Here is a 14075-nt window from a genome sequence, read left to right on the forward strand (position 1 = left end):
TCCTCCCCGTGCGAGGAGTCTATATAACTGCCTTTGCCCGCCTCGCCGGGGAGTTTCGGTGAATTTGGTTGAGGAACAAGCCGATTGCCGTGGCCATCGGTGCGGTCCGGGCGCCGTCGGTCATGTCGAAGGCATGCCCCGCACCCGGTAGCTCGATGTAGCTGACGGGGGCGTCGGACACCGCGTTGAGGCGTTCGACGAAGCTGCGCGCCTGCTCGACGGGGATGACCGAATCGCCGCTGCCGTGAATCACCAGGAATGGCGGCGCATCCCGGTGAATCTGCGCGATCGGCGACGCCTGCCGGAAGATCTCGGGATGCCGGTCGATCTTGCGCTTGACGACGACACGTTCCAGGAAGTCGACGAATCGCACGCGCTCCTCGGTGGAGCGGTCCTCCCAGTCATAACGGCCGTAGATACCGATGACCGCGTCCACGGAGGTGTCCGACCCTTCGGGGAGATCGCCCTGCACCGCCGGGTCGTTGGGTGTCAGGCCGGCCAGCGCTGCCAGATGTCCACCCGCCGAGCACCCCGCGATGGCGACGAACTCGCGGTCGCCACCGAATTTGTCGACGTTGGCACGCGCCCAGGCGATCGCGGCCTTCACGTCGTGCAGATGGCTCGGCCACTTGTGGTGCGGCGCCACCCGGTAGTCGATGGACAGGCACACCCAGCCCTGCTCGGCCAGATGCGACATCAGCGCGTAGCCCTGCAGCATCCGGCTGCCGTGCACCCAGGCACCGCCCGGCACGAACAACAGCACCGGAGCGGGTTCGACGGGCAACTCCTTGGGTCGCCACACGTCCATCAACTGGGTCGGGCTGTCGCCGTACCGCACCGACGTGCGATAGACGTTGCGCCGGTATCCGCGGGTGTTCCACAGCGGCGGCATCTGCTCCGGGGCGGGCCACTCGATGGCGAGGTCTGCGGCGGGCACCACCCCGCGCAGGGCTTCCTGGGCGATCGCGCTGGTCTGGTCGCGCTGTGCCTTGCGGATCTGACCGCTGCCCGGCGCCATCCAGCCCTTGGCCGAGGACGTGAAGAAGTCCGGCATGTGCCGAAACCCCCACACTCCCATCGCGGCGAGGGCGCCGAACGGCTCCAGATGCTTGCCGACCACCGGCAGGGACGCGGAGGCCACGGTCATGGCGAGTACCCGATCGGCCGGGCTGGCGGTGAACATCCAGCGGGCGCGGCTGCACATGGTGGGGCTGCGCCGTGCGGCCGAGGGCCCGGTAGGCCCAGAAGGCTCTGTCATGGCGCGAGCGTACCCCCGGGCGAGGGTGTTCAATCGACAACTTGTCGGACTTGTCTACTCCGATGCCAATTTGTGAGCTGCGTCACTTTCACCGGCTTCGGTTGGCCGGGTAACTTCGCTGATCATGAGCAAGTCGGCCCTGGCCATCACTGAAGAACACCGGGATCTTGCCGCCGCGGCGGCCGGGCAACTACAGCGCTCGCACAGCCTCGCGGCGGCCCGCGCCACGCTGGAGACTCCGGGCACCCGCCCCGCCGACATCTGGTCGGCCGGCGCGAATCTCGGCTGGAACGGGCTGGCACTGGCCGAGGAATTCGGCGGATCGGGTTTCGGGCTCGCCGAGCTGGCCGTGGTGACCGAAGTGGCGGGCCGTGAACTCATGCCGGGGCCGTTCCTGCCGACCGTCGCCGCCGCCGTCACCATCGACCGCTGCGCCCCGGACTCCGTTCGAGCGCAACTACTTCCCGGCCTCGCCGACGGCAGCGTGGTCGCCGCACTCGGGCTCAACATCAAGGTGACGTTGGGCGAGGACCACACCTCGACGGCCGAATGGCCCGCGGTGCTCGGCGCCCCCGACGCCGACATCCTGGTGCTGGCCGCCGGGGAGGATCTGGTCATCGTCACCGCCGACGCGCCCGGCGTCACCGTCACGCCGCTCGAACCGTTGGATACCACCCGCAGCATCGGCGCCGTGTCGATGCGGGGCGCGGAGATCCCCGCCGACCGCGTACTGCGCGGCGCCGCGCGGCGGGCCCGCACCGTGTTTCGCATCCTGGCCTCGGCCGAAGCGGTCGGTGTCAGCTGGGCGACGCTGGAAATGGCCGTCGAATACGCAAAGGTCCGTGAGCAATTCGGCCGGACCATCGGAACTTTCCAGGCCGTCAAGCACCACGCCGCGAACATGCTCGTCGAGGCCGAACAGACCACGTCGGCAACATGGGCGGCCGCCCGCACCGACGACCTTGATGCCGCCGCGTTCCCCGCCGCGATCGCCGCGTCGCACGCGATCCGCGCTCAGGTGTTCAACGCGCAGAACAACATTCAGCTGCACGGCGGTATCGGATTCACCTGGGAGCACGACGCACACCTGTATCTGCGCCGGGCCAGGACCATGGCCACCCTGCTCGGGGACGGCATCGACCCGCTGCTCGACATCGTCGACGCCCAACGCAGCGGCGCCGTCCGTGCCGCGACCTTCAGCGTGCCGGCCGAGGCCGAGCAGTACCGCGCGGCCGCTGCCGAGGCCGCGGCCACCGTGCGCCGGTTGCCCACCGAGAAACAGCGCGACTTCCTCGTCGACTCCGGATACATGGTGGCGCACTGGCCCACCCCGTGGGGTCGCGGGGCCGATGTGCTCGAGCAGCTGGTCATCGAGGAGGAGTTCCGGGACGTCGACATCCCCGACATGGGCATCACCGGGTGGGTGACCCTGACCATCGCCCAGGCGGGTACCGACGATCAGCGCGAACGCTGGGTCGAGCCGGTGCTGCGCGGTGAAGTGATGTGGTGCCAGCTGTTCTCCGAACCGGGCGCGGGCTCCGACGCCGCGGCCGTGCGCACGTCTGCCAAGAAGGTGGATGGCGGGTGGCGGATCACCGGGCAGAAGGTGTGGACCAGCCTGGCCCAGCACTGCCAGTGGGGCCTGGCGACGGTGCGCACTGATTTCGACGCGCCCAAGCATGCGGGCGTCACCATGATGGCCGTCGATATGAAAGCGCCTGGCGTGACGGTGAATCCGTTGCGCGGCCTGACGGGTGACGCCCACTTCAACGAGGTGTTCTTCGACGACGTGTTCGTCCCGGACGCCGATGTGGTGGGCGATGTGAACAAGGGGTGGCTGGTGGCGCGGGCGACGCTGGGCAACGAACGCATCTCCATCGGCGGCGGATCATCGGCGCCTACCGGCTTCAGTCCGGACGAGGTGGTCGAATTGCTGGACGCCGCACCACCGTTCACCGCCGCCGAGTACGTCCGCGAGGCGGGCGCGGTGATCGCCGAGGCTCACACCCTGCCGCTGCTGAACCTGCGCCGGGTGAGCCGCGCCATCGTCGGCGCCGGGCCGGGACCGGAGGGCAACGTCACCAAACTCCTGGTGGCAGAACATACCCAGCGCCTGACCGAGCTGGGCATGTCGCTGGCCGGCCCCGCCGCGGTGGTGGGAACCAAGTCGACACTGGCGCGGGCCTATCTGGGCAACCGGGCCATGACCATCGCCGGCGGCACCTCGGAGATCACCCGCAACACCATCGCCGAACGCATCCTCGGCCTGCCCCGCGACCCGCTGTTGAAGTGATTCGTGGAGTGYTACCCGTAACCATTACGGGTAGCACTCCACAAATCGCAGGTCAGCGGAGGGCGGCGCGGCCGCGGATCCGGCCGAGCAGCACCAGCGCCAGCAGCGTCACCAGCAGCAGGATCGTGGTCGACGCCGCCGCCTGGAGAGCCTGGCCGCGGTCGGTGAGCCCGAAGATGGTCACCGGCAGGGTCTTCCACGTGGCCGGGTACACCATCACGGTCGCGCCGAGCTCACCCATGGACAACGCCACCGCCAGCCCCGCCGCCGCACCCAGCGCCGGCAGCAGCAGCGGCAGCGTCACCTGCAGCAGCACCCGGACCGGTCCTGCGCCGAGGGATTCCGCGGCCTGCCGGTAGCGGGGGTCCAGCCGGTCCAGCGCCGCCGAGACCGAACTGAACGCGAAGGCCAGCACCAGCACGGCATGCGCCAGGATGACGATCCAGCGCGTCCCGCCCAGCAGCAGCGGCCGCGAGTTGAACGCGATGAGCAACCCGAGGCCGATGGCCACCGACGGCACCGCGATGGGTAGGTGGAACACCGCATCGGTGAAGCGCCGCAACCACATCGGGCAGTCCTGGGCGGCCAGCGCGGCCCAGGTGCCCAGCACCAGCGCCAGCGCGCCTGCGAGGAACGCGGTCTGCAGGCTCACCGAGAGGCTGGCCAGATTCTCACCGGTCAGGGCGGTGCCGAACCGGTCGAACCCCAGGCCCGAGGGCAGCGCGCCCGTCCAGGAGCCGGCCAACCCGGCCAGCAGCACCGTCACCAGCGGAGCGACGAACACCACCAGGACCACCAGCCCGAACACGGTCAGTGTCACGGCCCTACTTCGCGGGTTCCACAGCAGCATCGGCGCCGCCCCTTCCAGAAGTCATGCGGGCGAAGATCATTCGGTAGGTGATGTAGAGCCCCAGCGACAGCGCCACCTGGACGGTGGCGATCACGGCGGCGCCCGGCAGGTCGAAGGTGACGATGCCCCGGGTGTAGATGAGCACCGGCAGCGTGATGACACCCTTGGCACCGGTGAACAGCACGATGCCGAACTCGTTGAGCGTCAACAGCAATACCAGGCTGCCGCCGGCCATCAGGGCCGGCCAGGCTTCGGGCAGCACCACCGAGCGCAGCACCCGCAGCGGGGAGCCGCCCAGGCTGGCGGCCACGTCGAGCTGCGCGCGCGGCAGCAGGGCGAACGCCGCGAGCAGCGGCCGCACCACGAACGGGGTGAAGAAGGTGATCTCCGCGGCGATCACCCCGGCCGGGGTGTACAAGAAGTTCAGCTGTGTGCCGAGCATGGCGTTCAGCACTCCCGCCGATCCATAGAGGAACGTGAACGCCAAGGTGATCAGGAACGACGGCAACGACAGGATGGTGTCGATGAGCCGGCCCACCAGACCGGACCCGGGAAACGGCACGAACGCCAGGATGACCGCCAGGAAGGTGCCCAGCACCAGGCAGCCCAGCGTCGAGGTGGCCGCGATGGCAACGGTGCGCCACAGCGCATCCCGGAACTGCTCGGAGCTCAGCACCTCCGCCCATTTCCCGGGCTGGGTCGACTCGCCGAAGACCCGCAGCAAGGGGTACACCGCGGCGAGCAGCACGACGAGCAATGGGGGCAGCACCCACCAGTGCGCGCGGCTGCGTTTGGGCGCCAGAGCCGTCGGCGCCTCGACGGGCTCCAGGAGTGATGTCACGAGCCGGCCCGGACCAGCACCCCGGCCGGCTCCGGAATCCGTACGCCGACTTCGGTACCCACCGCGAACTGGACGTGGCCGGGCACGTCGATCTCGATGAGCTGGTCGGGCATGCTGGTGATGGCCAGCACCAGCCTGGTGGTGGCCCCCCGCCAGACGGCGGCGTTCACCCTGGCGCGCAACGCGTCCCGGTCACCCAGCGAGACGACCCGCAGGGCGTGAGGCCTGATGCACAACAGGGCTTCCATACCCGGCGCCCAGTCGATCTTGCCGACGGACGGTTGCGGCGCCTCGGCGCTGACCGTCTTGTGGGACACCGTCACCAGCGCCGAGGTGCCGATGACCCGACCGACGGTGCACGGAATCAGGTTGGCACCGCCCAAAAATGCGGCCGTGAAACTGGTCGGCGGCCGCTTCCAGAGATTCTCGGCGGTGTCCACATCCATCAGCCGGGCGTTGTTCATCACCACGATGCGGTCGGCCAGGGCCAGTGCCTCGGCCTGATCGTGGGTGACGTACAGCATGGCGGTGTCGGGCAGCGATTCCTTGAGCTGCTGCAGTTCGGCGAGCATCGACTGACGCAACTGCGCATCGAGGGCGGACAGCGGCTCGTCCAACAGCAGCACCTTCGGCCGGATGGCCAGCGCCCTGGCGATCGCGATGCGCTGCTGCTGGCCGCCGGAAAGCTCACGCGGCAGACGCTTTCCATAGGCCGACATGCCGACCATGTCCAGCGCTTCGGCCACCCGGGCACCGATCTGAGCCCGCGGTACCCGCTGCGCCTTCAGCCCGAAGGCAACGTTCTCGGCCACCCGCATGTGCGGAAACAGCGCGTAGGACTGCAGCACGACCCCGATGCCGCGCTTGGCCGGTGGCAGATCGGTGACATCGCGGCCGTCCAGCCGAACCCCGCCGGAGGTCGGCCGGACGAATCCGGCCAGTGCGTTGAGTGCCGTGGACTTCCCGGAGCCACTGGGCCCCAACAGCGCCACCGTCTCCCCTGCAGCGATCCGCAGGTTGAAGTCGACCAGGGCGTGGGTGATCTTGGCGCCCCGGCCGTAACTGACCCCCACCCGGTCGAAGACGATGGCCGGGGTGGCCGTCTCGGGGTCGCGAGTTCCCTTGCGCGCTACGCGGCCCCGCGCGACCTTGATCTCGGCCATATCAGTTGCCGGTCGCCTTCTGGTACGCCGCGACGTCGGCGTCGAGGTCGGCGAGCACGGCGTTCCAGTCCGGCACCCAGATCTGCACATCCTTGAGGACCGCGGCCGGGGTGTTCGGTGCCGGCGTCTCGGCGGCGACGGTGCGGATGGCGTCGCGCACCGGCATACCGAGGGCGTCGGGTTCCACCGTCTTCTGCACCTCGTCGGACAACAGGTACGTCAGCAGCTTCTTGGCGTCCTCGGCGTGCGGAGCACCCTTGGTCACCCCGGCGACATACGGCAGCGACACGGTGGTGCGGGTGCCGTTGTGGGCGGGAATGAAGATGTCGAACTTGGAGCCGTCATCCTTGATGGAGCCCAGATTCATCTGCACATCGCCGTTGGCCACCAACAGTTCTCCGTTGCTGACCTTGGGCTGCAGCTTGCCGGTCGAGGACGACGGGCCCACGTTGTTGGCCTGCAGCTTGCTCAGGTAGTCCAGTGCCCCCGGCTTCCCGAGCAGATGCTGCAGCAGAACCAGCACGGCGGTACCGTCCCCGGCCTGCCCGGGCGTCGAATACTGCAGCTTGCCCTTGAACTCCGGTGCGAGCAGGTCATCCCAGGACACCGGCGCGGGCTTGGCCGCCGGGTTGGCGATGAAGCTCAGGGTGTTGTCGACGATCGGCACGTAGCGCGCTTCCGGTCCGACCTGGTCGGCGGCGATGCCCTTGGTGTCGGCGCCGCTCGCCACCAGAAGCCCTGACTTGTCGGCCTTCTGGATGAACGGCGGTAGGGTGACCAGGAGGTCGGCCTGCGGATTGGACTGTTCCTTCTCGACCCGGGAGACCACCTCGCCGGAGCCTGCCTCAACCAGGTTGACCGCGATGCCGGTGTCCTTGGTGAACTTGTCGAACTGGGCCTTGTACCAGGTGGCCAAGCCGTCGGCGCTGTACACGGTCAGGGTGGTGCCGCTGCTGGACCCACTCGATCCGGTGCCGCCGCACGCGGCGGTCAGGGTGGTGGCGGCGACAACCACCGCCACCGCGGTGGCACGAAAAGCGTTGCGGAGTTTCATGATTTCCTTCGGGTCAGCGGGTGGACAGGAGCAGATCGGCGAAATCGACGACGGAGCCCACCACGTGGGTGGCGCCGGCGGCGCGGAGGTCTTCCTCGCTGTGCGCGCCGGTGAGGGTGCCCGCGGCGATCGCGGCCCCGGCCCGCAGGGCGCTCTCGACGTCGGTGCTGGTGTCACCGAGCACCGCGACGTTGTCGACGCTGTCGGCCCCCAAGCGCATCAATGCCGTCAGCACCAAATCGGGGTAGGGCCGGCTGCGCACCCCGTCGCCGGGGGCGAGCGCCAGGTCGGCCAGTTGTTGCCAGCCGAGCGCGGCGAGCAGTTTGCCTTGGGTGGCCGCGGAGAACCCGGTCGTCAGCGCCACTTTGATACCGGCGTCGCGCAGCTCGGTGATGGCCTCGGCGGCACCGGGAATGGGTGCGGCGTACCCGTTGTCGATCAGCTCGGCGTAGGCCCGTTCGAACTCGGCGTTGGCCCGCTGGGCGCGCTCCTCGGCGCCGAACAGCGCGCGGAACACGACGATCTTGGACTGTCCCATGGTGTCGAGGACGTAGCGGCGCGCCTGGTCACGTTCGGCGCCGTCGGCGGGCAGGCCCGCGGCGGTGGCGGCGGCCTCGAAGGCCCGCACGACCAGGCCGTCATCCGCGACGGTGGTGCCGGCCATATCGAGGACAGCGACGTGAATGGGGTTGTCCGACATGTGTTCTCCCTAGAGTCCGATCAGATCGGCGGTTTGTTCGGCGATGGCGGGGCCCAGCGTCATCCCGCGTCCACCCGGTCCGGTGACCACCCACACGTTGTCCTCGGGCGAGGTCCGGCACACCAGCTGGTGTGGATCGATGCACTGGCTGTAGACGCCGGCCCAACGCTGCCGGATGGCGGGCAGCGGCCTGCCGAGAAACTCCTCGACCCGCGCCACCAGGTAGGCATACGGTTGCTCGGTCACGTCGAAGGCGAACGGTTCGTCGTACTCATGGGTGTCGCCGATGGTCAGTCCACCGTGCAGGCGTTGCACGCAGAGCAGTTGCATGTGCTCGTCGGCGGCCACCGGTTCCTGTGATTCGTTGCGGCGCAGCGCATCCAATGCCGGACCCGCGAAGCCGGGATAGTAGCGGAAGCTGTCGGCGTCGGCGATCGCGGTGGTGAGTGTCTGCCCCAGTGGCTCGGTCTGCATCATCTGCAACCGCACCCGGCGCACCGGCAGGTGGCCGGCGAGTTCGCGGACCAGGCCGCCGTGCGCGGCACCGGTACACACCACCACCAGGTCGGCGCCATGACGCTCGCCCCGGTCGTCACGCACCGTCAGGCCGTCCACCGACCTGGCCTCGACACCAGGCAGAAAGGTGTAACGCCCTGTGCCGAGCAGGTATTCGCGGATGGCCGGTAGCGCCTGCCGGGACTCGACGGCGGCGTCCAGGGCGCAGTGCAGCCCACCGAGGAACTTTCCGCGCAGGGCCGGGTTGAGGGCCCGCACCTGATCGGGATGCAGCAGGGTGAAGCCGCGGTGGCCCGCATCGCCACGGTCGGCGGCCTCGCGCGCCACCGCCACCTCGGCCTCGGTCCGCAGCAGGGTGATGGACCCCGCGGGGCGGAAGCCGATGCCGGGGATCTCGGATCCGAGCTTCTCCCACAGTTCGCGGGAACGCAGGGCGGCGTCCAATTCGGCGGTCGACCGGCCGGACAGCCAGATCAGGCCGAAGTTGCGCACCGTGGCACCGCGCGCCTCGGCTTCGCGCTCCAGTTGCACCACGGTGTGGCCGCGTCGGATCGCTTCCACGGCATGGGCGGTGCCGAGGATGCCGCCTCCGATGATCGTCACACGCATGGTGGTTGACCATTGACCCCCGCCACGACCTGCGACCCACCTGGCCATGTTGAGGGTGCGAATACTGAGTGAACAATTGGTATAGACCAAAGTGGGGTATCGTTGGGCCATGCGGATTCTCGCTGAGGTGGACACCGTGCTGCGCTCACTGCGCGGGGTATGGGACGAAGAGTCCGTCGACGAGTTGGACCACGCCCTGCAGTCCGCCGCCCGGGCCATCGACGACGACGCGGATGACGAACTCGTGCTCGCCGCCGCGCTGCACGATCTGGCACACAGTCCCCTGATCGGCGCCGGGCCGGACCACGACAAGGTGGCCCGCGACTGGCTGACCCCGCGGTTCGGTGCGCGCGTCGGCTGGTTGGCCGGAGCTCATGTGGCCGCCAAGCGCTACCTGGCCGCCACCGATCCCGGCTACGCCCCCTCGCAGGTGTCGGCGCTGTCCTTGGACCGACAGGGCGGCGCCGCCGTCGACGCCGCGTTCGTCGGCCACCCGTGGTGGACGGACGCATTGCGGTTACGCCGCTATGACGATGCCGCCAAGGATCCGGACGCCCGCGCCGCGACCATCGAGGACGTGCTGACCGTGGCGCAGCGGGTCCTGCGGCGATGACACCGCCGCTGCCCAAGCCCTACGTCGTGCGCACCGGGCTGGACGAGATCCTCGCGTCGCTGCACGAAGGCGACGCGGTCCCGCCGGAACGCGAACTGGCGGTCCGCTTCGGGGTGGCCCGCGAGACCGTCCGGCAGGCACTGCATGAACTGCTGGTCGAGGGCCGCATCGAGCGACGGGGCCGCGGCACCGTGGTGGCCGCACCGAAGCTGGTGCAGCCGTTGTCGTTGCGGTCCTACACCGAAGGCGCCGCCGAGCGGGGCCGGATCCCGGGACGGCTGCTGGTGAGTTGGGAGGACGTCGACGCGGGCCCCGACCTCGCCGCCGCACTGGCGATCAGCCCGGGCAGCGCCGTCATGCAACTGGAACGCGTGCTGCTCGCCGACGGCCGCCGGATCGGGCTGGAGAGCACCTTTCTGGCTGCCAAGCGGTTCAAGGCGTTGCGCAAGACCTTCGACCCGACGACGTCGCTCTACGCGGCGATCCGGGCCACCGGCGTCGTGTTCGGCACGGCCACCGAGCGCATCGAGACCGCACTGGCCTCACCCCGCGAGGCGGGCCTGCTGGAGACCACGACCGCGATGCCGATGCTGCTGCTCAACCGTCGTTCCGTCGACACCGACGGGGTGCCCATCGAAACGGTCCGCGCGCTGTATCGCGGCGACCGGATAGCGTTCGAGACTTCCCTGTCGTAATACTGGGCGGGTGCCCAGTCCCGTACCCGATGTCGTGTACCACCCCGAGCTGGCCCGCATCGCGCGTTTCCTCCCGCGCCACCTGGTCAACGCCCGCACCGCTCCGGTGATGCAGTACCTCACCCGCCGAATGGGACGACGCGCCGCCCCGCAAGGCGTCGAGGTGCTCACGCTGAGTTCCGGGGTCAAGCTGCGGCTGCACCGCCCGCGCGGATCGATCGCGCCCGGCCCGGCCCTGCTGTGGATCCACGGCGGCGGATACGTGCTGGGCAACCCGGCTCAGGACGACCGGTTGTGCCGGCGCTTCGCCACCGCGCTCGGTGCCACGGTGGCCGCGGTGGAATATCGGTTGGCACCGAAGAATCCCTACCCCGCCGGGCTCGAAGACTGCTACGCGGCGCTGACGTGGCTGGCGCAGCTACCCACGGTCGACCCGGCCCGGGTGGCCATCGGCGGGGCCAGTGCCGGTGGCGGCATGTCCGCCGCGCTGGCGCTGCTGGCCCGCGACCGCGGTGAGGTGCCGTTGGCCGCTCAGATCCTGGTGTACCCGATGCTGGACGACCGGTCCGTGGGCCCGGAGTTCGACGATCCCGGGCACCGGCTGTGGACGCAGGGCAGCAACGCCTACGGCTGGCGGGCGTACCTCGGCGGCGCCGATCCCGAGGACGCGGTGCCCGCACGCAATCCCGATCTGTCCGGCCTGCCACCGGCCTGGATCGGCGTCGGCACCCTCGACCTTTTCCACGGCGAGGACCTCGCCTACGCGCAGCGGCTGCGCGAAGCCGGGGTGCCGGTCGACGTCGAGGTGGTCGACGGGGCGTTCCACGGATTCGACGGCTTGGCACCGAAAACCGAAGTGTCGCAAGGATTTTTCGACAGCCAGGTGGCGACACTGCGGCGGGCGTTCGCCAGCTGATCGCAACTACCCGACGCCGAAACGGTTGCCCTGAGGGCAGCCTCGGCACGGCGGAAATGGTCTAGTCACATCGCGACCAATGGTGCACAAACTCTGTCGAACCCTGAGACACCGCCGGTTGAAATTGGGTATACCAATAAGACCGTCGGGATCGCAGGGGTGACTAGGGGGCACGGGTGCCAACTCACAGTGAGGAGTTGCGGCGCCGGATCGTGGCAGACGTCAACGCCGGCACCCTCGGGGCCAAGCTCGGCAGCGAACGGGATCTGGCCGAGCGTTACGGCACCAGCCGGTCCACCCTGCGCCAGGTCCTCGCGGCGCTGGAAGAGGCCGGCCTGGTGCACCGGGTGATCGGACGGGCCGGCGGCATCTTCATCAGCCACGGGCAGGTCGAACGCAATCTCGCGGACGTGGTCGGGGTCCCCGCGTTCCTCGCCCACCAGGGCTACGTCGCGGGCACCCGGGTGCTGTCCACGAAGATCGGGGTGCCCGATCACGCGACGCAGCACGCGCTCCAGCTCGGGCCGGCGGACTACGTCGTCGAGATCCAGCGGGTCCGGCTGGCCGACGGATCGCCGATCTCGTTGGAGTTCGCGCAGTTTCCGGCCGATGCGGTGCCCGGGCTGCTCGAGCAGCCGCTGCGGGGTTCGCTCTACGAGATCCTGGAGTCCGAGTACGGCCTGACGGCGGGCCGGGCCGTCGAACGCATCGAGGCCGTCAGTGCCACCAACGACGAAGCCACCCTGTTGGGCATCAAGCCCAAGGCGGCACTGCTGCTGATCACCCGGGTGACGCACGACCAGCACGGCACACCCTACGAGTACTCCCGCGACCTGTTCCGCGGTGACCGCACCACGCTGGCCGTCACCGCGCGGGGTCGCGGGCTGGCCGGTGCCGACGGTGAGCCCGCCTCCATCTCGTTGCAGCGCCAAACCGGCTGACCTCGCCATTCGGAGAATCGGATTCTCCGATTTTGCGAATGAGTATTGACCTGCCCGTCGCCGCAGTGCTAAGCAGGTGCTCAGCACTGCGGCGTGGTCGAGCGTCGCGGCATGACGAGAGGCTCAACGATGGCGTTGCAGACGGTTCTGGACGAGATTCGGAAGCGTCCCGGGACAGGTGATGTCATCCCGATCATCGATCCCGTGACCGAGGAACAGATCACCGAGTTCACCGACTGCGGTGCCGACGGTGTCAACGAGGCGGTCGCCCGCGCCAAGGCGGCGTTCGAATCCGGGGTCTGGTCCGGGCTACCCGGCCGTGAACGGGCCAAGATCATGTGGCGCATCGCCGATCTCATCGACGAGCACGCCGCCGAGTTCGCGGCGATCGACTCCGCCAACACCGGCATGATGAAGCTGCAGTCCGAAATGGTGGTGCCCACCTGTGCGGAGTTCTTCCGCTACTACGCAGGCTGGTGTTCCAAGATCAACGGCACGTCCTACGACGTGAAGACCACCGGCATCGCGGCCGAGAGCTACGTCGACCTGCACGCCTACACGCTCAAGGAGCCCTACGGTGTCGTCGGGCTGATCTTCCCGTGGAACGGGCCCATCTTCAACGCCTGCGCCAAGATCGCCCCGGCCCTGGCCGCCGGCTGCAGCATGCTCGTCAAACCCGCTGAGGAGACGCCCCTTTCGGCGCTGCTGCTGGACCGCCTGATCCACGAGGCCGGCGTGCCCGAAGGCGTGGTCAACCTCATCACCGGCTACGGCCACACCGCGGGTGCGGCCATCAGCGCCCATCCCGATGTCGAGAAGGTCGCCTTCACCGGGTCCACCGAGGTCGGCAAGATGATCGTGCAGGCCTCGACCGGCAACCTCAAGAAGGTGATGCTGGAACTCGGCGGCAAGTCTCCGGTGCTGATCTTCGACGACGCCGATCTGGACAAGGCCATCTTCGGTGCGGCGATGGGCATCTTCGTGCACTCCGGCCAGGGCTGCGTCTGCGGCTCGCGGATCTTCGTGCAGCGCGGGGTCTACGACCAGGTGGTGCAGGGCATCGCCGGGGTCGCGGGTTTCATGAAGTACGGCGGGCCCAGCGAAGAGGGCGTCATGAGCGGACCGCTGATCAGCGCCAAGCAGCTCGACCGCGTCCTCGGCTTCATCGACGAGGGCAAGCGCGACGGCGCCGAGGTGGTCACCGGTGGGCACCGGCTGGATCGCAAGGGTTACTTCGTGCACCCGACGGTGCTGACCAATGTCAATCCCGGCATGCGCCTCTATCGCGAGGAGATCTTCGGCCCCGTCGTGTCGATCATCCCGTTCGACGACGAGGACGAAGCCATCGCGATGGCCAACGACACGAGCTACGGGCTCGCGGGCACGGTGTGGACCACCAACATCAGCCGCGGCCACCGGCTCGTGAAGCGCCTGCAGGCGGGCAGCGTGCAGATCAACTGCCAGCTGATCTTCGACCATGACGTGCCGTTCGGCGGCTACAAGCAGTCCGGCTGGGGCCACGAGTTCGGCAAGGAAGGCCTGGACGGCTACCTGAAGACCAAGACGGTCTGGGCGCAGCTCTAATTCTCCGGTGATTTCGGCGCGCTGACCCGCGGCACGCGCGGG

13 protein-coding genes are annotated in these 14075 nt (G+C 68.9%); 6 read left to right on the top strand and 7 right to left on the bottom strand.

Annotated elements, in window-relative coordinates; all coding sequences use genetic code 11:
* Positions 1–19: 19 nt before the first annotated feature.
* Complete coding sequence (locus tag AC1DY7_RS12225) at positions 20–1258, bottom strand: alpha/beta hydrolase fold domain-containing protein (RefSeq protein ID WP_477493947.1); 1239 nt, start codon at positions 1256–1258, stop codon at positions 20–22.
* Positions 1259–1382: 124 nt separating this feature from the next.
* Between AC1DY7_RS12225 and AC1DY7_RS12230 the strand changes: the two genes are divergently transcribed.
* Positions 1383–3551: an acyl-CoA dehydrogenase gene (locus tag AC1DY7_RS12230; protein WP_477493948.1), complete on the top strand. Its 2169-nt coding sequence runs from the start codon at positions 1383–1385 to the stop codon at positions 3549–3551.
* Positions 3552–3603: 52 nt separating this feature from the next.
* Here AC1DY7_RS12230 and AC1DY7_RS12235 read toward each other — a convergent pair whose 3' ends face one another.
* The 6 genes from AC1DY7_RS12235 to AC1DY7_RS12260 are packed head-to-tail and all read right to left on the bottom strand — an operon-like array spanning position 3604 to position 9284.
* Positions 3604–4401, bottom strand: a complete 798-nt coding sequence (locus tag AC1DY7_RS12235; protein WP_477493949.1) for an ABC transporter permease — start codon at positions 4399–4401, stop codon at positions 3604–3606.
* Complete coding sequence (locus AC1DY7_RS12240; protein WP_477493950.1) at positions 4376–5242, bottom strand: 2-aminoethylphosphonate ABC transporter permease subunit; 867 nt, start codon at positions 5240–5242, stop codon at positions 4376–4378. The genes AC1DY7_RS12235 and AC1DY7_RS12240 overlap by 26 nt, the downstream gene beginning before the upstream one ends.
* On the bottom strand, positions 5239–6405 hold the full coding sequence (locus AC1DY7_RS12245) for an ABC transporter ATP-binding protein (protein ID WP_477493951.1): 1167 nt from the start codon (positions 6403–6405) through the stop codon (positions 5239–5241). Before AC1DY7_RS12245 ends, AC1DY7_RS12240 begins: the two co-directional genes overlap by 4 nt.
* A gap of 1 nt (position 6406) precedes the next feature.
* The gene (locus AC1DY7_RS12250) at positions 6407–7459 is read right to left on the bottom strand and encodes a 2-aminoethylphosphonate ABC transporter substrate-binding protein (RefSeq protein ID WP_477493952.1); all 1053 of its coding nucleotides are present in this window, start codon (positions 7457–7459) and stop codon (positions 6407–6409) included.
* 13 nt (positions 7460–7472) lie between these two features.
* The gene (locus AC1DY7_RS12255) at positions 7473–8159 is read right to left on the bottom strand and encodes a phosphonatase-like hydrolase (RefSeq protein ID WP_477493953.1); all 687 of its coding nucleotides are present in this window, start codon (positions 8157–8159) and stop codon (positions 7473–7475) included.
* 9 nt (positions 8160–8168) lie between these two features.
* Positions 8169–9284 (bottom strand): TIGR03364 family FAD-dependent oxidoreductase, encoded by a 1116-nt coding sequence (locus AC1DY7_RS12260; protein WP_477493954.1) that lies wholly within the window; start codon positions 9282–9284, stop codon positions 8169–8171.
* Positions 9285–9393: 109 nt separating this feature from the next.
* On the opposite strand from AC1DY7_RS12260, the gene AC1DY7_RS12265 reads away from it, so the two are divergent.
* The 5 genes from AC1DY7_RS12265 (at position 9394) to AC1DY7_RS12285 (ending at position 14033) form a co-directional block, all read left to right on the top strand.
* Positions 9394–9897, top strand: coding sequence for an HD family phosphohydrolase (locus AC1DY7_RS12265; RefSeq protein ID WP_477493955.1), 504 nt, complete (start codon positions 9394–9396; stop codon positions 9895–9897).
* Complete coding sequence (locus AC1DY7_RS12270) at positions 9894–10592, top strand: GntR family transcriptional regulator (protein WP_477493956.1); 699 nt, start codon at positions 9894–9896, stop codon at positions 10590–10592. Before AC1DY7_RS12265 ends, AC1DY7_RS12270 begins: the two co-directional genes overlap by 4 nt.
* Positions 10593–10602: 10 nt before the next feature.
* Positions 10603–11508, top strand: a complete 906-nt coding sequence (locus AC1DY7_RS12275; protein WP_477493957.1) for an alpha/beta hydrolase — start codon at positions 10603–10605, stop codon at positions 11506–11508.
* A gap of 176 nt (positions 11509–11684) precedes the next feature.
* Positions 11685–12449 carry a GntR family transcriptional regulator gene (locus AC1DY7_RS12280; RefSeq protein WP_477493958.1) on the top strand — a complete coding sequence of 255 codons (765 nt, stop codon included), beginning with the start codon at positions 11685–11687 and terminating at the stop codon, positions 12447–12449.
* Between the two features lie 129 nt (positions 12450–12578).
* On the top strand, positions 12579–14033 hold the full coding sequence (locus AC1DY7_RS12285) for an aldehyde dehydrogenase family protein (protein ID WP_477493971.1): 1455 nt from the start codon (positions 12579–12581) through the stop codon (positions 14031–14033).
* Positions 14034–14075: the final 42 nt, after the last annotated feature.

The sequence above is a fragment of the Mycobacterium sp. P2_H7 genome (assembly GCF_056403275.1).

Excerpts from the sequence above, each read along its gene's own strand:
- AC1DY7_RS12225 (WP_477493947.1), bottom strand. The coding sequence starts at position 1,258 with ATGACAGAGCCTTCTGGGCCTACCGGGCCCTCGGCCGCACGGCGCAGC.
- AC1DY7_RS12230 (WP_477493948.1), top strand. The coding sequence starts at position 1,383 with ATGAGCAAGTCGGCCCTGGCCATCACTGAAGAACACCGGGATCTTGCC.
- AC1DY7_RS12235 (WP_477493949.1), bottom strand. The coding sequence starts at position 4,401 with ATGCTGCTGTGGAACCCGCGAAGTAGGGCCGTGACACTGACCGTGTTC.
- AC1DY7_RS12245 (WP_477493951.1), bottom strand. The coding sequence starts at position 6,405 with ATGGCCGAGATCAAGGTCGCGCGGGGCCGCGTAGCGCGCAAGGGAACT.
- AC1DY7_RS12250 (WP_477493952.1), bottom strand. The coding sequence starts at position 7,459 with ATGAAACTCCGCAACGCTTTTCGTGCCACCGCGGTGGCGGTGGTTGTC.
- AC1DY7_RS12255 (WP_477493953.1), bottom strand. The coding sequence starts at position 8,159 with ATGTCGGACAACCCCATTCACGTCGCTGTCCTCGATATGGCCGGCACC.
- AC1DY7_RS12260 (WP_477493954.1), bottom strand. The coding sequence starts at position 9,284 with ATGCGTGTGACGATCATCGGAGGCGGCATCCTCGGCACCGCCCATGCC.
- AC1DY7_RS12265 (WP_477493955.1), top strand. The coding sequence starts at position 9,394 with ATGCGGATTCTCGCTGAGGTGGACACCGTGCTGCGCTCACTGCGCGGG.
- AC1DY7_RS12270 (WP_477493956.1), top strand. The coding sequence starts at position 9,894 with ATGACACCGCCGCTGCCCAAGCCCTACGTCGTGCGCACCGGGCTGGAC.
- AC1DY7_RS12285 (WP_477493971.1), top strand. The coding sequence starts at position 12,579 with ATGGCGTTGCAGACGGTTCTGGACGAGATTCGGAAGCGTCCCGGGACA.